The organism is Marivirga arenosa, assembly GCF_030503875.2.
Lineage (GTDB): Bacteria > Bacteroidota > Bacteroidia > Cytophagales > Cyclobacteriaceae > Marivirga > Marivirga arenosa.
In genome coordinates, this window is the sequence record NZ_CP129968.2 from 347,962 (window position 1) to 370,955 (window position 22,994).

A 22,994-nucleotide genomic window follows, 5' to 3' on the forward strand; every position below is an offset into this window, starting at 1 on the left:
ATAGCTAAATGGCTAACTTTATTATATAAATACTATTTTTATTGAATTAATATTCATGATATGAAAAGGCTTTTCCTATTTTATTTCCTTCTCGCTCTAGTACTGTCTTCTTGTATGAAATCCGTTTCGATCAATACTTTAAGACCTGCGGATATCAACATTCCAAATGATATTCAGTCCATTGCCTTAATTGATAGAACAGCCTATAAAAAAGATGCTATTGGTATAATTGAAGGAGTATTAACCGGAGAAGGGATTAATGAAGATCGTGATGGCGTAATGACCATGTTTAATAGTCTTCAAAATAGTTTAAGAGCTTCTCCTCGATTCGATGTTGTGCTAGCATCTGAAAGATTGAAGGGACAAAATATACTAGGCTCATTTCCCGAACCATTAGATTGGAGACAAGTAGATCAGCTTACCAGAAAATATAATACAGATGCCTTATTAGTAGTAGAAATATTCGATAGCAATTTCATTGTAACCAATGGCAAAAGAAAAAATACCAGAAAAGTAAAAGACAAAGATGGAAATGAGGTGGAAGAAGAATATACTGAGTTTTTTGCTGAAGGAGTAGGAAATAATAGAATTGGTATCCGTTTGTACGATGCCAAAAACAGGACCATTATTGATCAAGACATTTACACTTCGAATAAAACCTGGGAATCATCCGCTACTTCCTTGAAAGAAGCTTTAGCTCAATTAGTCAATAAATCTCAGGCCACTAAATATTTAGCGCGTTCTGTTGGAAATACATATGCAAGTAAAATTGCTCCAATGCCGGTTAGAGTTTCTAGGTCTTATTATGCAAAACCAAAGAAAAATAGTTATTTAAGAAAAGGGGCTAGGCAAGCTAGCGTTAACCAGTGGGAAGATGCCATTTCAAGCTGGAAAATGGGTCTGAGAAAAACTAGCGATAGTAAAACTGCGGGAAGATTAGCATACAACATTGCTTTGGGATACGAAATAATGGGCGATTTATTTAAAGCGCATGAATGGGCAGGAAAATCATTTGTTGATTATGGTAACAAAAAAGGTAGAAGTTATGCCAGCCTCTTAAATAATAGAATGATCACTGAAGAAATTTTAGATGAACAATTACGTTTACCTGAAAAAGATTCTGATCAAAAACCAGAAACCGGAGGTGAAAAGCAGGATAAGCCTACCATTAAAATAAAGATGAAGGAAAATTGAGTATTAATTAAGAATTAGTATTTATACTCCTTTGCCTTACCGCCTCAAAAACTGCTATCGCTGCGGAAACAGATACATTAAGTGATGCTATTTTTCCGGTCATAGGAATTTTAGCTAAATGATCTGCTATTCTGATCAAATCATTACTAATCCCATCTTCTTCTGAGCCCATGATGATGGCAAGAGGTTGAGCCATTGGCATGTCATAAATTAACTCCGTTCCCTTCTCAGTACAGGCTACAACTTGCAAACCATTTTGCTGAAGATATTCTACCGTTCCTTTCAAATTATTTTCTCTACAAACAGGAATATAATGTAACGCGCCCGCTGAAGTTTTTACTGCATCAGAGTTTATTTGAGCACTCCCTTTAAAAGGAATTACAATGGCATCCACTCCCGCACATTCCGCTGATCTGGCAATAGCACCAAAATTTCTAACATCTGTAATTCTATCTAAAATTAGAATTAATGGATCTTTTCCTTTGGCATAAGCATCATTGATCACATTATCCAATGAGGCATAGCTTACTGCAGAAACCATGGCGATTACACCTTGATGATTTTTTCTGGTTATTCGATTAAGTTTTTCAATCGGAACTTTGGTGAAAGGCACTTTTTGCTCTTTGCATAAATCCATCAGCTCACTAACCAATTCATTTCGGACATCTTTTTGGATATAGATATTATCCATCTCCTTGCCAGAATGAATGGCTTCAATGACAGCACGAGTGCCAAAAATATAATCTTTTTCGTTGAGTTTGGGTTTTTTATGAAATGCTGCCATATCTGATTTTATATTCAAACACAAAATTCAGAATCTAATAGGTGAAAAGCTAATTTTAATCTTTTTTAATTGAACTAAACCTGACGAGTCTCAGATATGCAGCTAAATTAGTAAGCTCAAATGAAAGTTTTACATCCCCCTAACCCCCTTCAAAGGGGGAACTATTCCCTTGGGGAATTATAGGGGTGTAAATATTATAAATATTAGAATCTGATAAAACCAAACTTGAAAGTTGTCAGGTTTGAGTTGTAAAAAAATAGCCCACATTTCTGTGAGCTATTTATTAATCGATAGTTTTTTAATTTACATTCTTTCGTATAAAACTCTTAATTGATCTTGATATTCTACCGCTTTTTGATTCATACCATATTGTCTCATGATTTGAACTAATTGACTTAAAATGGCGAAGCTAATTTGTCTTTCTCTTCCCATATAAATCAATTCATGATTTACCAAGTATGTAAACTGATTAAAGTTTTGCTCCCATAGAATATCAATAATTTCATTAGCTTTTTCTTCATTCCCTGTTGCCAGGTAAATCTGAACATAATCTAATGCAGTCATATCATAAGGAACTACTTCATTTGGTACTTTTTCAATTATATAATTAAGAACCTCTAAAGCTCTTTCATTATCGCCTTCGTTTACCATTGATTTTGCTAAAGCAGTATAAACTGATCTATTATTTAGAAAGAAGTTTCTATAGTTTTCATTATAATAAACATCCGGATCAGTAGTATTGGTGAAATGGAAATCATTCATTAAGTTATTATACATAACCTCTGTGTTGACAAATTCTTCCTGCACATTATCTCTTTCAAGTGGTAATAATCTATACGTTAAGCCTTCTTGAATTACATATTTTCTTAAGTCCATTTTAATACCATTCAATGAAGTAGTGTTGAAGTAAATTGGTCTTTCCCAATTATTTTCATTCATGATATCTAGAATCATTAAGTCTTTTTTCTCAAGACCATTTCCTTTTACATTCCATACCATTCTATCCACCATCATATCGGCTTTGTCTTCAGGAATAATTCCTAAACTTCTCACGTGTGCAGAATCTACCTTTAAACTTAATTGCTTAGAAGGCAACATATTATAACTTCCAACTGAAGTTGGCACCTCTAAACTTTTATTGTCACTTCTGATTAAGCTTAAATAACGATCAATTGGAATGGCACCGGAAATTCCTGTATTCGCCATATAAGGCAGATAATCATTCTTTCCGCCTTGCGCCACTTGTTTTCTGCTTAAGCTCAATGGAAGCGGTTCTGAATCATAAGAATTTTGACGCATTTGATTGATATACCAATCTGTATTAAAATAGCTTAATACAATTACACGAACATCAGTTCTGAAACCTTCCACTTCCTGAACAAACCAAAGTGGGAAAGTATCATTATCACCTCCAGTAAATAAAATGGCATTCGGTTCGCATGATGCTAAGTAATTTCTAGCTGCATCAACAGAAAAATATCTTTCTGATCTGTCGTGGTCATCCCAACCTTCTGATGCCATTATTCCTGGAACCAATAAACAAATTACTCCAGCTACTGCTCCAGCAAGTTTTGGGTTTTTAATTGCCCTTTCTAATAAGTTCGCAATAGCGATAACTCCAAAGCCAATCCAAAACGCAAAAGCATAATAAGATCCGGCATATATATAATCTCTTTCTCTAGGTTCAGTAGCTGGTGAGTTCAGATAAAGTATTAAGGCTATACCCGTTAAGAAAAAGAATAAGCCCACTACACTAAAACCTTTAACATCTTTTCTGTACTGGAAGAATAATCCAATCAATCCTAGAATGAAAGGCAACATATAGAAATTATTTCTGGCCTTGTTATCTTTCATAATTTCAGGCATTTCACTATCATCCTGGAACATCGTTTTCCATCCTGCTCCTTCAATATCACTTTCACGACCAGCAAAATTCCACATCAGATAACGGAAATACATATGGCCTAATTGATAGCGGAAAAGGAACTTAATGTTATCCGCAAAATTTGGCTTTTCATTTGGTCTTAATCCTGTCCATCTTCTGTATTCTTCAGGATGACCCGGTGCTCCACTATACATTCTTGGGAAGATAGTGGTTCTTTTCGGATCATATTGAGTAGTGATTTTATAATCTGTTATTTCATATTCCTCTTCTCCCTTACTGTAAACCGCATCTCCTCTATCTTGAGAAATAACCTCCGCATCAAAATATTGACCGTGAACCAAAGGTCTTGATCCGTATTGATCTCTATTTAAATAGGATAATAAGGTCATCACATTTTCAGGATTATTCTGATCAATCGGTGGGTTATAATTCGATCTGATCATTACAATGAAGTACGATGAATACCCTATCAAAATAAAGGAGAAGGCTAGTAAGAAAGTATGAAGTGTTACTTTTTCATTTTTGATGGCATAGAAGATTCCGTATGAAATAGCTCCCACTAATATTATTCCAAATATTAAGGCTCCAAAACCAAAAGGTAGACCAACAGTATTGATGAAGAAAATTTCAAACTTACCGATTAAGTTAGGAACTCCTAAAATGATAAACTGCCAGATAACAATCAGAATTGCACTACTGATTAATAAGGCAAAGAAGATCCCTTTAAAAGTAACCGTTTTATATTTTTTGAAATAATAGATTAATCCTAATGCAGGAAGTGCTACTATATTTAATAAGTGAACTCCAATTGATAAACCTATGATGTAAGCAATTAAAATCAACCAACGATTTTCTGTAGATTCATCTTCTATTATATCCCATTTCAACATGGCCCAGAATACTAAGGCAATTAGGAAAGATGACATGGCATAAACTTCTGCTTCAACAGCTGACCACCAGAAGGAGTCTGAAAAGGTGAAGGCTAAACTACCAATTGCACCCGCAGCAAAAATTTTGATCATCTGGCCAGTGTTGGCTTCACCCACCTTTATCTTCATAATTTTATGAGAAAGTAGATTGATAGACCAATACATAAACAATATGGTAAACCCACTACTTAGGGCAGAAACCAAGTTTACTGCAAAGCCAACCGCTTCTACATCACTGCTCACAAACATTGAAAACATTCTACCGATAAGTAGAAATAAGGGTGCCCCTGCAGGGTGAGGAACTTGCAGTTTGTAAGCACTAGCAATAAATTCTGCGCAGTCCCAAAAACTAGCTACAGGTTCTAAAGTGAAGATATAAACAGCGGAAGCAATTAAAAATATAATCCAGCCACTTAGGTTGTTAATCTTTTGATATGACATCATAGATAGTTGTATTTTTTATAATAGAGGCGAAAATAAGAAATTTCATCCTTAACGGCATTAGAACGAAGAGATTAATTCAGGATTGCGAACGATAGAAGTTTTTAATTCTTAGTTAAAGTACCAAAAATTTACTTTTGTAGATTAAAATATATTTAAAAAGTTATGCTATATTAAAAGCAACAAAATTAAAATTATATGACAGGTGGTGCTGGCTTTGCTAGACAAGGAAGTGATTCATTCAAACAAAATAGAGCTTTACGAAATAAAAGAAAGCGGATGAGTGATAGCCCATACATAAACGTAAGGGGTGTTAAAGGCAAAAGGAACGCAGATTTTGATTTCAAAGCGATTCAAAAATTTAGAGAAGATCGAAGGCGAAAATCCAGAATTATCACTATAGTAATTTCAACTACACTTATTGTGCTTGCAATTCTATTGCTCGCTATCACTTAATAAATTATAATAAAGGCTTTAGATTTTCCCACACTGTTTCAGCCACAATTTTATGACCCTCTGGCGTTGGGTGAATTCCATCTGGTAGATTTAGTTCTGCCTCTCCTCCCACATCTTTTAACAAAAATGGAATGAGATTAACATTTTTATCTTCAGCAATTTGTGGAAATATCTTTTGAAATTCTTCCGCATAGGCTTGTCCCATGTTAGGAGGTACCATCATTCCTGCCAATAGAATTTTTACTTCTGGATGTATTGATCTTACTTTATCAATAATAGCTCTTAAGTTTTTGTCGGTTTCTTCAGGTTTAATTCCTCTTAATCCATCATTGCCTCCTAATTCTAAAACAAAAATATCAACTGGCTGTCTTTTTACTACCCACTCCACTCTTGATAAACCACTTGCTGTAGTTTCACCACTTACTCCAGCATTAATCACATTATACTCAAAGCCCAGAGAATCCAATCTTTTTTGCGTTAATCCAGCAAATGCTTCTTCTGACTCTACACCATAACCAGCTGTTAAACTATTTCCAAAAAATATAATGTTGTTTTGCTTTTCTACCTTTTCAGGCTCTTTCTGACTTACTTCATTTTCAACTTTTTCTTTCTTTTTTTCATTATTTGAAGCACAAGAGGCTACAGCCAAAAGGAATGAGAACAATAATACATTAATATAAAACCTCATATTTATCATTGAATTAGAGATAAGCATTTTCATTAAAAAGCTTAAATTACGGAAAATGTTACAAAATGATTGATTTTAACAAAAGCTTAATTCTAATTCTTATTATCCTTCTTTTTAGTGCTTGCCAAAAGGGAGCTGATCTGCCTATATCTGATTCAGCGGAATTAATTAAAATTTCGAATCAATTTGATTTTACGGAAGGTCCTACATCTGATGCTAAAGGTAATGTCTATTTTACTGACCAGCCGAAAAACAAAATCTACAAATATAATACCGAAGGTAAGCTCTCTGTTTTTACCAATCAATCTGGAAGATCAAACGGATTATATATAGATTCTAATCAGAATTTATGGGCTTGTGCTGATGGTAAAAATCAATTGTGGAAATTTAAGCTTGATGGTAGTAAAGAAGTGATTTTGAATGATTCAGGAACCGTTGCTTATAATGGCCCCAATGATGTTTGGATTCATGAAAATGGAAACTTATATTTTACAGATCCAATTTATCAAAGACCTTACTGGGAAAATGCTCACGATACAGTAGGTTATCAATCCTTTTATCTTTTTAAAAATAAAAAAGTCGTTTTACTTGATTCAAGTTTAGTTCAAGCCAACGGAATCATAGGCAGTTCAAAAAACAATTTATTATTCGTTGCAGATATTGGCGCTGGAAAAACCTATCGATACGAAATGAATGCAGATGGTAGTGTTAAAAACAAATTGTTATTTGCAAATCAAGGCTCTGATGGAATGACTCTTGATTCAAAAGGTAATCTTTATTTAACGGGCAAAGGTGTTGATATTTATAATAGAAAAGGTGAGCATATTCAACATTTGGATATAAACGAAGACTGGACTGCTAACGTCTGCTTTGGAGGAATGAATAATGATGAGTTATTTATTACTGCTTCAAAATCACTTTACAAAATTCAAACTAATATGGAAGGAGTAAAATAAGTAATTGCATTAGTAAACTTGACTTTAACTTCCTTTTAAGCTGTTTCATTAAGCCTGTAAGCTTTCTTCCAAAAACGGGGTATTCTTACCGTCCATCTTGTTTAAGTTTGATTAATATAATTTTGACATGAATTCCTTTTCAAATATGTTAAAATTATGTGTTTAAGTGATTTAAAAGAAAAAATCAACAGGCATAATGCACAAATACATATCAGTATTCCTGATTATTAATATTTTATCAGTTGTAATTATTTCCGCAAAAGATAAAGAAAAAAGGTCTCCACGTGAAATGGAGACTGAATTTGTTGAAAATATTACACCCGAAATTGATGGTTTACTTGATGATGAATTTTGGCAAGATATCGAAACTGAAAAAGTTAATTTTATCACATTTATTCCAGAAAATGGTTCTGTTTCTTCTGAAAAGACTTTTATAAAAACCGCCTACACTGATTTCGGAATCTACATAGCCGCAAAAATGATTGATAAAAGCGGTGAGCCTGTTCAGCAAGAATTAGGCATAAGAGATGACGATAATAGAAATACTGATCAATTTGGTGTGATATTGGACACTTACCAAAATGGACAAAATGCTTTTTACCTAAAAGTTAGTGCCGCTGGCGTTCAAACCGATATATTTATAAATCGAGGAAGAAATGATTATAACTGGGATGCCGTTTGGAATAGTGCGGCAATTATAACTGAAGAAGGTTGGCAAGTTGAAATTGAAATTCCATATTCTGCTATTCGTTTTCCTAAAGACCCTGAACAAAATTGGAACATTAATTTTATGCGTAAAATCCAGAGTAAAAACGAAACTTCATTTTGGAATTATGTTGATAATTCTGTTGATGGATTAGTGAATCAATCTGGAACTTTAACTGGATTAAAAGGTATCAAACCTCCCCTTAGATTACAAGTTTCACCATACATTACTGCCTATTACAATAGAAATGCTGAAGGAGGAAATTTTGATTTCACCGGTGGTATGGATTTAAAGTATGGGTTTACAGAAAGCTTTACTTTGGACATGACCTTGATTCCTGATTTTGGTCAAACCGTTTCAGATAATGTGATCTATAATTTAGGCCCCTTTGAAGTTCAATACGCGGAAAACCGAGCATTTTTTACGGAAGGTACAGAATTATTTAATAAAGGTGGATTATTCTATTCAAGAAGAGTTGGCCAAAGTTTTGGAGATTTGGAATTAGAAGAGCAAGATTCTATAGTCACCTACCCTTCAGAAGCTCCTTTGTTAAATGCCTCCAAAATTACTGGCAGAACGAAAAATGGTTTAGGAATTGGATTCTTTAATGCGGTTACCAATAGAACATTTGCAGAAGTTTATGATAAGGAAACTAAAGAGAAAAGAATAGAGCAAGTTGATGATCTTACCAACTTCAATATTATGGTAGTTGATCAAAGTTTGAGAAATAATAGTAATATCAGTTTGATCAATACCAATGTAAAAAGATTTGATGGCGGAAATGATGCCAATGTTATCGGAACTGATTTTAGATTGAGAGATAAAACGAATACCTACCAAATTGATGGTTTCGGGGCTTATAATAATATCATGAAACCTCAAGAAATCAATGAAGAGGGATATAAATATAATCTAGGTTTTTCAAAAATCAGTGGTAAATACCAGTTCAACCTTGGAAGAAATGTCGAAAGCGATACCTATAATCCAAATGATTTAGGTTTTTTAAGAAGCCCAAATGAAATCAGTCATTTTGCCTCTTTCGGATATAATCAATTTCAGCCTACGGAATTGTTCAATCAATATAGAATTTGGGCTGGTGGGGATTATAGCCAGTTATTCGAACCTAAACTATATCAAAATTTCTCAACCTGGACTGACTTCTGGGCCCAAACTAAAAACTTTGAGACCTTCTCTTTCAACCTAAGGTACAGGCCTTCTAAAACATATGATTATTTTGAACCTCGAGTAGAAGGAGCAAGGTATTTTAGAACCTGGAATTACAGCACTAATTTCAGATATTCTTCTGATAGCAGAAAAGCTTTAATGAGTAATATCTCTGTAGGAATCTGGAATGCTCCTGATCGAGAGCAGTTCGATTATTGGATAAATATTTCTGCTCGTTATAGAGTTAATAATCAATTTTCCATTAATTATGATTTCAGAATAAATAAACAGCTTAGTTCAATCGGTTTTGCTGAACATTTTACTAATGAAGCTGGTGATGTTGAACAAATTGTTTTTGGAGAAAGAGACATTGATGTTTTATCGAATGTTCTTGGTGTCAATTACACCATCAATAATAAAATGGGTTTTAATTTCCGCTTAAGACACTATTGGAATAAAGTTGATTATTTTAACTATTTCAATTTAACGAATGATGGGGATATTGAACCAATTGCCTATGATGGGAAAGATTTAGCTTCGGATAATTACGAAATACACGATACTAATTTTAATGCCTTTAATATTGATGCTGTCTATTCTTGGCAAATCGCTCCTGGTAGTTTTGTTAATGTGGTTTGGAAAGATGCTGTTCAAGAGGTAAATAATATGGTAGATATGAATTTCTCAGAAAACTTTAACAATGTAATTTCAACTGATCACCAGCAAAATCTAAGTATTAGGATTATTTATTTTCTAGACTACACGCAAATTAAAAGGGATTTAGCTTTAAATAAGAGTTAATAAACAGAGGCTTTATAAAATTTCCAGCCTTTTTCATTTACCCTTTCAATTGAGCTTTTGTAAACTAAATTTGGATTAGCATTTTTATCAGGATTAACAATTTATTCTTGAGTACTTTCTTCTGTGGAATATTTTAATGAATTGCCAATTTAGGAACGCTATTTCTTTAGATAATAATTGTAAATTTTGTTCCCCTTCCTATCTTACTCTCTACCTCAATTTTACCCCCTAGTGCATCTATTTGTGTTTTTACCAAATATAATCCAAGCCCTTTACCTTCAACATGAAAATGAAATCGTTTATATAATCCAAAAACTTTATCAATATTATTTTCAAGATCAATACCTAACCCATTGTCTTCAATTTCTATCTTAAGTTTATTTTGAAAATCATTAACCTTAATATATATCTGTGGATTAAGATTCTTTTGACGGTATTTTATAGCATTAGAAATTAAATTATAGATTATGCTTTCTATGTATAATGGTAAAGATTTTAATTTATTTTTATTTTGATAACTTTCATTTATAACTGCTGAGGTATTATCAATCTCATTTTTCAAAATGTTTTTGACTTTCGAGATTGTTTCCCTTATATCAACCTCTTCTAAAATTTTAGTTATAGGTTTCTGTATCAATAATATCATACTCACATCATTGATCAATTCATGCAGATCTTCAGATGATTGCTTCATTAATTCAATGATATTTTCTCTTTCTGATCCTGATGTATTATCAATTAAATTTGACAACCCTAAAAGCCGTGCAGTTGATGATCTTAAATTATGTGATACGATATAGCCAAACTGTTGAAGTTTATTAATTTGATTAATGAGTTCTAAATTGGTTTCTTTTAAATTTTTATTCTGTTTGGCTACCTCTTCTGTAAGTTCTTCGTTTTTTAATTCCAGTAACTTTTGTTGTTTTTCAATTGTTATTTTAGCCTTATTGAGAATATCATTCTGTAGTGTTAACTCTTCATTTTTCTCTTCAATCAACCTTTGAGAATCTTTCATTTCCTCATTTTGTGAGAGAATCACGTCATTTTGTGAAGATATTTCTTCATTCTGAGCTCTAATCTCTTCATTCTGAGCTAAAATTTCGTCAGTTCTTTTCCTAACTAAACGTTCTAGTTTTTCCTTCTGCTCTTTTAAAATATTGGATTTTTCGGACTCAACAACTCTTAATTTTTCGGACAGTCCTAAAGAGCGGACTGCATATCTTGCTGCATATAACAGGGTTGGTAAAGCTATTATAAATAGTATTATTTGTAACCAAAATGAAGTATTAACAGCTCTTTGGAAATTATAGGTCGCTTTTTTCTGAATATTAAGTTCATACTCCTTCAATTTATTGGAGAAAGAATTTGCGATTAACCAAACAGGATAGCCTTGATCCTGCAAAATTATACTCTTAGCCTTTTCTTTGTTTCCATTTTCTAGTGCTTGATCTATTTCAGAAACGAGTTTGAAATAATAATTTACAGTATCTTTAACTATGGAGTATTCTTCTAGAGCATAAAATTGATTGTCTAATTCTTGATCTAGAAAATTAAATGTTTTTTCAATTCTTCTTTTTGCTGAATCCGCAGGACTTTGGTACATAAACTTATTTCCTGAAATGTAATAGCCTCTAATTCCTACATCAATTAAGTGTAGAATTTCAACTATCTCTTCAGCATTAATGATAATCTCCTGAGATGTATTTAAAATATCTTGATTCTTCTGAATAGTCTTCCCATTTTGTCTGATAAGCAAAATGTTAATAATCATTAACATTGAAATGATGCCAACAATTACATAAATCCTATTTCCCGTCTTTGAGTTCAAATGTGTTTTTACAGCTGATATGAATTTAATAATAAAAACTTTTATTATGAAATATTTAATATAAAGCTAATTCAAAATATCCGAATGCCAGAAGCATAATTCTCCCATTGAATTGACAAAAGGAAGAGTTATTTATTCCTCAGCTTGATGAAATTGGAAAGAGGAGACTTTTTTTAAAAAAAATTTATTTAATATTTCAATAAATAAGAACTGATATGAGCTTCTTAAAACTTACTATTTTCACCACTTAAAGGAACAATATCTAAAAGCCTCAATTTTTTTACAAAATGAAAAGGAACAATTGAATTAAAGTTGTAATAATTAATAATAAGGCAATCGTTAATTTAATATCATTATTTTTTAGAAAGCGGAAATAAACTATTATCAACAATAAATTTACTGGTATTAATAATCCAAAAATTTGAAATAGGCCATATTCTGGTATTAAATAATTATCATCGGATATTTTTAATTTTATTGGTTCGTGGAAAATACTAGTTCTCTTTAATTCCAGTGTTTTGCCTATATTTATTACTGAGATTTCTTTGGTTCCAATTCGAAATTTATTGCCGTTATCTAAAAGCAATGCATAATCATAAACCTTTTTTGTGCTGCTGTAATTTCTACTTCTAAAATAATCAGTTTTAATTTTAATGACCCTAACCTTTTGATTTTGATAGGGAAGAAGGAAATCAATCGCTAATGTTATATTGAATAATAAAAAGATTATTAAAATAGGCTTTATCTTTTTGAATAACCATTTAAACATTTGCTCTTTTTGAGCTTTTTCTTCAGCCTGTTTCTTTCGCTTTTTTTCAAAATACGCCCTTTTCCTATATTCATGTTTGCTCTGAGATCCTGAATTTGGTCTAGAATTCTTTAGACCCTGTATCGGTGGATAAGGATTTTGATTTAAAAATTCGTAGGCTTGTGAAATTGATTTGAATTTTTCACCATTATCCAATTTATAAATATCAGGATGATATTTTTTAGCAAGCCTTCTATAAGCAAGTTTAATTTCATCCGTTGTTGCATTATGTTGCAACTCAAGAATTTCTATAGCTTGATTATAAGTTAAATGATTTTTGCTCATTTATTTTTTGATATAAAAAAAGCCTAATCCAAGAGCAAAAGCTATTCCTGTAAACAATGAAATATTTCCAAGCAGATAACCTATCAACATTCCGATTAAGGTAATGATTACAATTTTAATGAATGGAATTATTGATCCCATTTTCATTTTACAAATAACCTATAAACGGGATATTTTTTATGCGCTTTTTCGTAATGATCAGATCTTTTGAAGATCCAGTCAAGCTGGGCATAATTGTTAGCTGCAAATGCTGAATCATTTTCTTGTAAATCATAAAACTCTTTTTGTTGAGATTCAGACATATTAGCTAGAATCTCTTTAGCCATTGGTTCAAACACATAAGCAGAAAAATTCTCTTTTTGTTGAAGAATAGTATCGAAGAAATTCCAGTTAAAAAATGAGTCTTGAGATTCCGGTTCTAGCGTTTCAACTATATATCTTCTAGAAAATTGAGCTGTGTTAATTAAGTAATCTCCTTTTCTAAAATTTATTTCGTTTTCTGACTTTTTAACTTTTGTAGAATAGTGTAAATAATGTCCTTCGTAAGGGTTATTTCTCGTTTCAAAATCTTCAATATGGTACACTTCAACATTAAAGGAAGTATCCTTTTTAATTTTTTCTAATTCTACATCATTAGCTTGTAATCTCTCAATTACTCGATACCAAGCTTGAGGTATTACATAATAATCTGGAACTTTAACCATTTTATCCACTTTATACACATTATAAAACGGAACTTCTTTTTCCAGCTTTTCTTCTTTGTTATAAGTCAATAATGGATTCTTAGTTAATTCACTTATAGGTTGATCGGTCTCATATCCCATTAATGTTAACATTTCAAACTCATCCTTATCAATGGCCCAGCTTATTGGCAAACTATCCGCTTCTAATAAATCTTCTCGATCTTGCCTTTTTAAGGCCTGAATCTTTTCTCCTTCTTTTGCGCTTATTTCTGAAGCAATGGTTAAAAAATCATACACATTTTCAACTCTGGTTTTATAATCTTTCCACATATGATCTTCAGTCATAAAACCGAAAGTCTGAAATAATGTAGCATATCCTGTGGAATATCTTGGAGCATCCCAAAATTGATTCCATCCATTTTCTGGTGACCAGCCGTGAACATTCACATATTTGATTGGATTTCTATTTCGTTTCTCCATTTCTGAAAAAATCATAGGTTCAAATTCCATTTGTAAATAATTCCCTAATTCACCACCTAATTTGTTATGTTGAGTGGTTAAGACTGTTACCACATGTTGATGGTCCGATCCATTGGTTACGTGAGTGTCAATAAATACATCAGGATCCAGACTGTGAAATATATTCGCAAAGGCAAATGCATTTTTCGAATCCATCTTGATGAAATCTCTGTTCAAATCGTAATTTTGAGCATTTCCTCTGAATCCATATTCTTTCGGTCCATTTTGATTGGTTCTTGTAGTACTATTACGGTTTAATGCTCCACCTACATTATAGATTGGAATAACCGCTACAATTAAGCTATCTAAATATGAAAACTGGCTGATGTTCTGGGCCCAATTTCGCAACATCATCATGGATGCATCAATTCCATCCGATTCGCCAGGATGAATGCCATTGTTGATAAACAGAATTGGTTTTTCAGATTTCTCCAGATCTGAAAATTTGAATTTTTTGTCTTTATTAAAAATAACCAAATGAAGAGGTTCCCCACTATCGGTTGAACCCATTTCCTGAATATGGATTTGAGGATACTTTTTGGCTAATTTTTTATAATAACTAATTGTCTCTTGGTAGGTAGCGGTTTCACTACCACCTGATTTTTCATATGTTGTAATTAATTCTTGTGCGCTAAGATTTGAATAAATAAAAAGTGATAATGCAATCAAGATAATTCGTGACATATAGTAAATTTTAGGTTTAATGATAAAATTACTAAATCCAGTTTAGAAGAATGAATTGCGGCAATAAAAATTCTATCTTCTATTCTGTTTCTTCTTTCTATTTGCAAAAAACTCTTGCTTCCTTCTTTGCTTTTCTTTTTCAAACTCTTTTTTCTCGGCTGTAGTCATGGGCTTATCAGTTTGTGGAAAAGGGTTTTTATTAACCACAGGAATTTTTTGTTTGATGAGCTTTTCAATTTCTTTGACGTATTCATTTTCTTCTGGCTCACAAAATGAAATGGCGAGTCCTGACTCTCCTGCTCTGCCCGATCTGCCTATTCTATGTACATAGGTTTCTGCTACATTGGGAATATCGTAGTTGATTACAAATTGCAGTTTATCAATATCAATTCCCCTGGCGGCAATATCTGTAGCTACTAATACTCGAATTTTCTTTTCCTTGAATTGGATAAGGGCTTTTTGTCTTTGATTCTGTGCCTTATCTCCGTGAATTGCAGCGGCTGTAATATTCTTCTTTTTTAAATCCCTTACTATTCTATCCGCTCCATGTTTAGTTCTATCAAAAAGTAAAACTTGATCTAAAGAAGAATCTTTTAAAATATGGTATAGTAAATCTTTTTTGGTGGATTTATTGGTGTAGTATAACTGCTGTTGAATTGTTTCAGCAGTTGATGAAACAGGACTTACTGAAATTCTAGTGGGGCTATTCAGGATTTGATTAGATAACTCAACTATTGTTTTTGGCATAGTAGCTGAGAAAAATAAAGATTGTCTTTTATGTGGTAATACTTTGATGATCTTTTTAATATCATGAATAAAACCCATATCCAACATTCTATCTGCTTCATCCAAAACGAAATATTGAATATGCTTCAAATCAATATAGCCTTGATTCATTAAGTCAAGAAGTCTACCGGGGGTTGCAATTAAAACATCAACTCCTTTTTTGATTTGATCAACTTGACTTTTTTGATTTACACCTCCAAAAATCACAGCATTCTTACTAGTCAAAAATTGTCCATAATCATCAAAGCTTTCTTTAATCTGAATAGCTAGTTCTCTTGTAGGGGTGAGAACAAGTGTTTTTATACTTGAAGGTCTTGAATCGCCTTTTTCTAATAATTGCAAAATTGGAATTGCAAAAGCAGCAGTTTTTCCCGTACCGGTTTGTGCAGTCGCCATTATATCATTTCCTTCAAGTAGTATAGGAATTGCTTTTTTCTGGATGGCGGTGGGTTCCGAATAATTCTGTTTTTCTAAAGCCTTTAAAATAGGCTCAATAATATTAAGTTCTGTAAATTTCATATGTTGGGAAATTTTGTTCCCATCAAATGAATTAAATATAGGAACTGTTAGATATGTCAATTAAAAAATCAAAGGTAGACATTAAGACTGGATAAAAGACTCTTTATTAATTTAATTAACAAAATCACCTCTTAAATTTCGAAATCGTTTTCTAGCTTCTGCTACAAAAATGCTCCCTGGATAATCGCGCAATAGAATTTGATACAATTCTTTCGCTTTTTCATTATTTTGAAGTAATTCTTCATGAATTACTGCCATTTCAAAAAGCGCATCATCTGTTAAAATATCATATGGCATTTCATTGACTATGGTATTTAACAAATCAATGGCTTCATCATAAAGGCCAATATCTTTATTTCTTTTTGCCTTAAGCCAAAGCAACTCATCTAAGATAGGATGTTCTTGATATTCAATAATCAGACTATCCAAAGTTTGTTGGGCTCGTTGATATTTATTTTGATACAGCATCAAATCTACATCTGCATAGGCGCGAAGCGCCTTTTGCGTAGAATCTAGAATAGTATTGTTTTTTATTAAGATGCTTAAGTCCATAGCATCGTTTGCTATCTCTCTTCTAGTAGCATTTTTCAAAATATCTAGATGTTCTTGGGCTAATTTGAACTCTCCTTTGTAAAATGAAAGTTTAGCATTTTTCAATTTTGCATTTTCACCCAAATCTTCATTTTTATGACTTTTTTCTACCTGGTAATAAAGCAATACAGATTCCCATGGTTGTTCAATAATAACAAATATATCTCCCAAGTTTAGTTTTGAAATTGCAATGATATCTCGATCAGCATTAGGATAATTAATTATGTTTTGAAGAATATTTATAGCGGTATCAAATTCTTCTAGATAAAATGCATGTAGCAATGCCTTTTGTCTATAAGCTTCTAAAGTATAATATGAAAGTCCGATATTCTTTATGAGGTTATCATAAGAATGAACCAGTTCTCGAATTGCAGTGGTATCAATAGGAAATTGATTTTTAATTTTTATTTCCTGAGCCTTAATAACCATCTGTTTTGCTTTTATATAATTTCTCGAATCTGGATAGTTATCCACTACATAAGAAAAAATCATTTCAGCAACTTCATACTCTCCATTTTCAAAAGCAAGAGTTCCAATTTCTAAACTATTTTCACCCTGAAGTTGGTTTCGCTTATCAATTGCCCGAGCCTGAATAAAAGCAGCATAAAAATTTTCCAATTGTAAATTGGCCCAAATTAATAGATCTGCATACATATCCTTTTCATTTGAATTTTGCAGCTTATCCATAATCTTTTCCACAAAAGCTTGTAGCTCCTCATCTTCTGTCAATGAGAGCTGCAGCATATTCTTCACATAGCGTATATTATTAGGTCTTTCTAGCGCATATTTTAGGTATTCGTTTACCATTTTATCTTTTTGACTCGTATAGCGGTAGAGTGTCGCTAATTGAATGGCAAATGCATTAGGATCCCTCATTATTGATCTAGCTGCTAAATACAGTCTTTCTGCATATTCTCTATGTTGTTTGTTAATAAAAAATTGAGCAGCTGATCTAAGGTTGGCTAAATTTTCAAGAACATTGGTTTCAATTTTATCATAATATTTTTCTGCTTTTGCGCTGTCATTAACGGTAATATAGTAATCCACAAAATCGACTTGATAACTGATGTTATTTGGATAAATCTTATTAATAGATTTCAGATAATCTTCAGCTTCTTTATTGTATTGTTTTGCGTATAAAAGTTCTAGATAATTTTTGTGGATAAAAGCAATGTTTTGCGGAGACTCCGCCAGCTGTCTATAAATAGATATTGCCTTTTCGTATTCTCCGTCTTTATAATAAGCATCTGCCAATCTTATTTCTTGGTTTGATTGGGCAAAGCTTATAGTTGTTGCAATTAAGAAATATGTAAAAATGATATATCTCATTTCAATTTTTTAGAATACACTTTTAGTTTTCTCCACACACATAATATTATATTATTTAAATATATATAAACTATTATCTATTGTTAGTCTTGTTGATATGTGGATAATTTATTCATTTATTTATTTCTTCTGTCTTCTGTATATTAAATGTAGATAATTAATATGCTTATCCACTTTTAATTTTCTGAAAATCTGTGAATTAACATATATTAGATTTTTTGTTTATAAGTTTTGAATAACTTCTGTGTATATAGATTGTGTGGATGAAGGTGTAGATAGATCTAACTTTTTTACACTTATACTATTCACTTATTCACTTTCTATCTCTAATTGCTTATCAGTGTTTATAAATGTTTATAAGTCCTCTTCTTTTACACTATTATCCACTTCGTTTTCCACACTCAAATCAAAGTTTTTGTCTATAACTTCCCAATTGGCTTTGACCGTAATTAATTCGTTTAAAAAGATGTATTTTTCACTCTCTTTTAATGTGAATGGATTACCAGCATCCCATTTTTGATTATTATTTTGATCCTTTAATAACCTAAGTTTATAATCACCAGGTTCTACATATTGAAATGTATATTCTTCCTGATTGCTAATGCTGTCTAACACATTGAATTCTTCATCAAGTAATTCAACAACAAAAGGAACTTCAGCTCCGATTACTTTGCCCTTTATAATTCCATATTCTTCAGCTTGTTTGAATTCTATTTTTGTAGAAGAGCTTTTACTGCTATCCTTTTCTATTCCAATAAAAGCAGCCTGTCCTATATAGAGATTTAAATTACTTTTCTTTGAGTTGGATGTATTATTTGAGTTATATAATTGCTTGTTTTCACTTATGTTTTTTGATAATGTATCTGTTTCATTGCTTACACTATCATTTTCATTTGTGGTAGTATCAGTATTGAGCGTTGATAAATAAGCTGTAATACTATCGATAGTAGCTTCAACTTGGGATTTATCAAGTTTTGTTAAAATGCTTATATTTTTTTTGTTTGCAGATATCTTTACGTTTTTATTATCAATTCTGTATACTGGAATACTATCATATCTGATTTGAATTGAATCATAATTAATGTCAAATATTGGTTTAGTGGTTGAAAGCTCGAATTCTTGAATACCAGATGTTATTTTACCTTCGGGTTTTGTAAGTATTTTAATTGAATCATTTGTTACTCTACTTTCTCTGAATTTAATGTATACACTATCAGTTCTATTATTATATGTTGAATCTATAACATGACTTATTAATAAAACAGAATCTGTCTCATATTCTAACTGTGGAAAATTCTCTCTGTAGACTTTTATGTATTTTGATTTTTCTACATCATTTGCATATATATATTGACTAGAATCAATAGGATTGATTAGAGAGTAATCTTTTATTCCTTTATTATATTGAATAATAAAATCCTTACCAACTGGGCTATATTTTTTTAGTTTAAGCGTGTCCTCATTTCTTTTGTAAGTAGTCAGCTCAATATTGCCTATGCTATCATATAGGGAAATTATTTCACTATGGAATCCAAATGCTTCAGATTGCGAATTATTTATTAAATCATTATTACTATCCCTGAAAGTATAAAGTCGATAATTACCTGCTTTTAAATTTCTAAAACGATAATTACCATTTTCATCAGTAGTTGTAAAGTATACAGGCTTACCTTGTCTTAAATCTGCTGAATCATAATTTGCATCATACAGACCTACTAAAAAATCTTTCTGAGCTTGGTGAGTAAATACATTTTCTACTTGACCCTTAAATTCTAAAGAATCTAAGAATGGACCAGTGCTAAATGCTATAACTGGGTTCTCCCATAAATTTCCTTCAGTTATATCCTTTAATGCCTCTCTGAAATTAAAAGTGTAAGTGGTCGAATCTTTTAAAGGTTTTTCTAATTGAATTATTAATTCTTGTTTTTTCAAATTGGCTTCATAATCAATTTCTTCTCTAGGTGTGATTATTAATTCATTTTGTATTTGTTCTAATTTCATCCATTCATTAAAAAATAATCTAATCTCAGTTCCCTTAAAGTTAATGGATTGATCAGCTGGATTGGATTCATATAAGATTGGTGCTTTTTCATCTTTTTCTCCGCCTGTAGGACTTTGAACTGTAGCACATGCATATATGATTAGAATACTAAAAAGTAGGGAGATATATCTTTTAATCATTTTTTGATTATATATATAAGACTTGAATAATTATTTTGATTTTTATTAGCGTAACTATTTGATTTATAACCTGTTAAGATAGATTTTATGAATTTATTCTTTTGAAATTTATATTTATTACTTAATAAACTTATGTAATATGCATCTAATTTCATTGGATAGACTTTCTTCACTTTTAAACCATGTTTGAGCATTAATGTGTTCATGGTATCCTGGCTAAAATGGTAGAGATGTCTTGGTACATCATATGCAGCCCAATGCTCTTCATAAAATGATTGCTCATAACTATCAATATTAGGAACTGCTATTACTAATTTGCCTTTTTCTTTTAATATTGATTTTAATTGTTTGATGATGTCATTAAGATCATGTATGTGTTCTAATACATGCCATAGCGTAATAACATCAAACTTCTTATTCTTTAAATTGAGCTGTTCAATATTTTCTTTAACCTTTGCTTTTTCTGTTGCAATAGATCGGGCTTTTTCATTGGGTTCAATACCATATACTTTCCAGCCATTACTTTTCATATTTTCAAGAAAGTATCCGGTTCCGCATCCATAATCTAAAAGTCTACCTTTTTTATGATTAGCAACAGAATTAATTAATTTCCTTTTAGAAGACAATGCATACTTTCTTGCAATCTTATATATAAAGTTAATAGGGGAATTAGCCTTGTCTGAGTGTGATATATATTCTTCAGAATTATAATACTTTCCTATATTCTCCTCATCAGGTCTTGGGTTTGTGAATTGAAAATTACAATTATCACACATCATTATATTGAATGATTCCTGACTAACTGAATGATCTTTAACTACTTTATGATTTTTTAAATTTGATCCACCACAAACAGGGCAATCTGTTAAATTTTCGTAATTCATTATCTACCTAAATAAACCATTAAAATTGAAATATCAGCTGGAGTTACTCCACTGATTCTTGATGCCTGTCCTAATGTTTGAGGTCTTACCTTTCTTAACTTTTCTTTTGCCTCAGATGATAATGCAGGGATAGCATTGAAGTCTAAAGAATCTTTAATCTTTAAATCTTCAAGATTTCTCATTTTTTCAATTAGCTGATTCTCTTTTTCTATATAACTTTCATATTTAATGTTTATCTCAGATGCTTCTACCACTTCTTTAGTATAACTACTGATCATATCATTTAAATCTTGCTCAATAAACTGTAATTGCTTAAATGAAATCTCAGGACGTTTTAAGATACTATAGGCATTTGTTTTCTCCTTAATAGGAGAAGACTTAATTTCAGTAAGTTTATCATTAACAGTATTAGGCTTTACTTTATGAGTTTTCAATCCTTTAATAAACGCATCAATTCTTGACTGTTTTTCTTCAACCTGTTTTAATCGTTCATCTGAAGCTAATCCAATCTTATGACCTAAAGGAGTTAATCTAACGTCTGCATTATCTTGCCTTAATAAGATTCTGTGTTCTGCTCTGGAGGTAAACATTCTATAAGGCTCTTCCGTCCCTTTATTGATTAAGTCATCTATAAGAACACCAATATATGCTTCTGATCTATTAAGAATGAATTCTTCTTTCTCATTAATTTTCAAATGAGCATTTATACCTGCCATTAAGCCTTGGCAAGCCGCCTCTTCATAACCAGTGGTACCATTTATTTGACCTGCAAAATACAGATTATCTACTAGTTTAGTTTCTAGTGTTGTCTTCAATTGCGTTGGAGGAAAGAAGTCATATTCAATGGCATAGCCAGGTCTGAACATTTTTACATTCTTGAATCCTTCAATTTCTCTGATGGCCTTATACTGAATATCTTCTGGTAATGAAGTTGAAAATCCATTCACATAAACTTCAACAGTATCCCATCCTTCAGGCTCAACAAATATTTGATGTCTATTTCTTTCTGCAAATCTATTAATCTTATCTTCTATAGAAGGACAATATCTAGGACCTAAACCTTGTATTCTGCCATTAAACATCGGTGATCTTTCAAAGCCATCCTCTAATATTTCGTGAACTATAGGATTTGTATAGGTGATATGACAGCTTCTTTGATTCTCTAAAGGTTTTGTCTCATTTGAAAAGGAGAACTTTTCAGGTACTTCATCTCCTTTTTGTTCCTCTATTTTAGTGTAGTCTATTGTTCTTCCGTCAACTCTAGGTGGAGTACCCGTCTTCATCCTTCCTGATTCAAAGCCAAGACTTTCTAATTGTTCTGTTATACCCTTAGAAGCTCTTTCCGCTGAACGTCCACCACCAAATTGTTTTTCACCTATATGTATAAGCCCATTAAGGAAAGTACCATTCGTAAGAACAACCGCTTTCGCCTTTATTTTTAGGCCCATACTGGTTTCAATACCTACTACCCTATTATCTTCTACTATGATTCCAGAAACCATTTCTTGCCAGAAATCGAGATTGGGTATTCTTTCCAATTGTAATCTCCACTCTTCAGCAAAACGCATTCTATCATTTTGTGTACGAGGACTCCACATTGCAGGACCTTTGGACTTATTAAGCATTCGAAATTGAATCATAGATTTATCCGCTATGATACCAGAATAACCACCCAATGCATCAATTTCTCTAACGATTTGCCCTTTTGCTACCCCACCTACCGCTGGGTTACAAGACATTTGAGCAATAGTATTCATATTCATGGTAGCTAATAATACCTTTGAACCCATATTAGCTGCAGCCGCTGCTGCTTCACAACCTGCATGACCACCTCCTACTACTATCAAGTCGTAATTTTGAAACATACTATATTTCCATTTTAGGTGTTCCACG

At 31.9% G+C, this 22,994-nt stretch carries 15 protein-coding genes; 4 read left to right on the top strand and 11 right to left on the bottom strand.

Annotation, left to right across the window (positions count from 1 at the left end):
* Positions 1–60: 60 nt before the first annotated feature.
* Entirely contained in the window at positions 61–1,194 is a 1,134-nt protein-coding gene (locus QYS47_RS01510; protein ID WP_322347468.1) for a DUF6340 family protein, read from the top strand.
* Positions 1,195–1,201: 7 nt separating this feature from the next.
* On the opposite strand, the gene rlmB is transcribed toward QYS47_RS01510, so the two are convergent.
* On the bottom strand, positions 1,202–1,978 hold the full coding sequence (rlmB, locus tag QYS47_RS01515) for a 23S rRNA (guanosine(2251)-2'-O)-methyltransferase RlmB (protein ID WP_322347469.1): 777 nt from the start codon (positions 1,976–1,978) through the stop codon (positions 1,202–1,204).
* 303 nt (positions 1,979–2,281) lie between these two features.
* Positions 2,282–5,236, bottom strand: a complete 2,955-nt coding sequence (locus QYS47_RS01520; protein WP_322347470.1) for a DUF2723 domain-containing protein — start codon at positions 5,234–5,236, stop codon at positions 2,282–2,284.
* 195 nt (positions 5,237–5,431) lie between these two features.
* Between QYS47_RS01520 and QYS47_RS01525 the strand changes: the two genes are divergently transcribed.
* The gene (locus QYS47_RS01525) at positions 5,432–5,689 is read left to right on the top strand and encodes a hypothetical protein (protein WP_302128387.1); all 258 of its coding nucleotides are present in this window, start codon (positions 5,432–5,434) and stop codon (positions 5,687–5,689) included.
* A 4-nt stretch (positions 5,690–5,693) separates the two neighbouring features.
* Here QYS47_RS01525 and QYS47_RS01530 read toward each other — a convergent pair whose 3' ends face one another.
* Entirely contained in the window at positions 5,694–6,377 is a 684-nt protein-coding gene (locus tag QYS47_RS01530; protein ID WP_302128386.1) for an arylesterase, read from the bottom strand.
* A 65-nt stretch (positions 6,378–6,442) separates the two neighbouring features.
* On the opposite strand from QYS47_RS01530, the gene QYS47_RS01535 reads away from it, so the two are divergent.
* Together QYS47_RS01535 and QYS47_RS01540 are read left to right on the top strand one after the other, a co-directional pair.
* Positions 6,443–7,333, top strand: a complete 891-nt coding sequence (locus QYS47_RS01535; protein WP_322347471.1) for an SMP-30/gluconolactonase/LRE family protein — start codon at positions 6,443–6,445, stop codon at positions 7,331–7,333.
* Between the two features lie 196 nt (positions 7,334–7,529).
* The gene (locus QYS47_RS01540) at positions 7,530–10,004 is read left to right on the top strand and encodes a DUF5916 domain-containing protein (RefSeq protein ID WP_322347472.1); all 2,475 of its coding nucleotides are present in this window, start codon (positions 7,530–7,532) and stop codon (positions 10,002–10,004) included.
* A gap of 166 nt (positions 10,005–10,170) precedes the next feature.
* On the opposite strand, the gene QYS47_RS01545 is transcribed toward QYS47_RS01540, so the two are convergent.
* The 8 genes from QYS47_RS01545 to mnmG all read right to left on the bottom strand — a co-directional run bounded on the left by QYS47_RS01545 (position 10,171) and on the right by mnmG (position 22,966).
* On the bottom strand, positions 10,171–11,775 hold the full coding sequence (locus tag QYS47_RS01545) for a sensor histidine kinase (RefSeq protein WP_322347473.1): 1,605 nt from the start codon (positions 11,773–11,775) through the stop codon (positions 10,171–10,173).
* A 337-nt stretch (positions 11,776–12,112) separates the two neighbouring features.
* Positions 12,113–12,925: a J domain-containing protein gene (locus tag QYS47_RS01550; RefSeq protein ID WP_322347474.1), complete on the bottom strand. Its 813-nt coding sequence runs from the start codon at positions 12,923–12,925 to the stop codon at positions 12,113–12,115.
* A gap of 143 nt (positions 12,926–13,068) precedes the next feature.
* The gene (locus tag QYS47_RS01555; RefSeq protein ID WP_322347475.1) at positions 13,069–14,811 is read right to left on the bottom strand and encodes a M14 family metallopeptidase; all 1,743 of its coding nucleotides are present in this window, start codon (positions 14,809–14,811) and stop codon (positions 13,069–13,071) included.
* Positions 14,812–14,883: 72 nt separating this feature from the next.
* Complete coding sequence (locus tag QYS47_RS01560) at positions 14,884–16,116, bottom strand: DEAD/DEAH box helicase (protein WP_322347476.1); 1,233 nt, start codon at positions 16,114–16,116, stop codon at positions 14,884–14,886.
* Between the two features lie 111 nt (positions 16,117–16,227).
* Complete coding sequence (locus QYS47_RS01565; protein WP_322347477.1) at positions 16,228–18,036, bottom strand: tetratricopeptide repeat protein; 1,809 nt, start codon at positions 18,034–18,036, stop codon at positions 16,228–16,230.
* 354 nt (positions 18,037–18,390) lie between these two features.
* The gene (locus QYS47_RS01570; RefSeq protein ID WP_322347478.1) at positions 18,391–20,217 is read right to left on the bottom strand and encodes an Ig-like domain-containing protein; all 1,827 of its coding nucleotides are present in this window, start codon (positions 20,215–20,217) and stop codon (positions 18,391–18,393) included.
* Positions 20,214–21,101: a class I SAM-dependent methyltransferase gene (locus QYS47_RS01575; RefSeq protein WP_322347479.1), complete on the bottom strand. Its 888-nt coding sequence runs from the start codon at positions 21,099–21,101 to the stop codon at positions 20,214–20,216. Before QYS47_RS01575 ends, QYS47_RS01570 begins: the two co-directional genes overlap by 4 nt.
* Positions 21,101–22,966, bottom strand: coding sequence for a tRNA uridine-5-carboxymethylaminomethyl(34) synthesis enzyme MnmG (gene mnmG, locus QYS47_RS01580; RefSeq protein ID WP_322348411.1), 1,866 nt, complete (start codon positions 22,964–22,966; stop codon positions 21,101–21,103). Before mnmG ends, QYS47_RS01575 begins: the two co-directional genes overlap by 1 nt.
* Between the last annotated feature and the right edge of the window lie 28 nt (positions 22,967–22,994).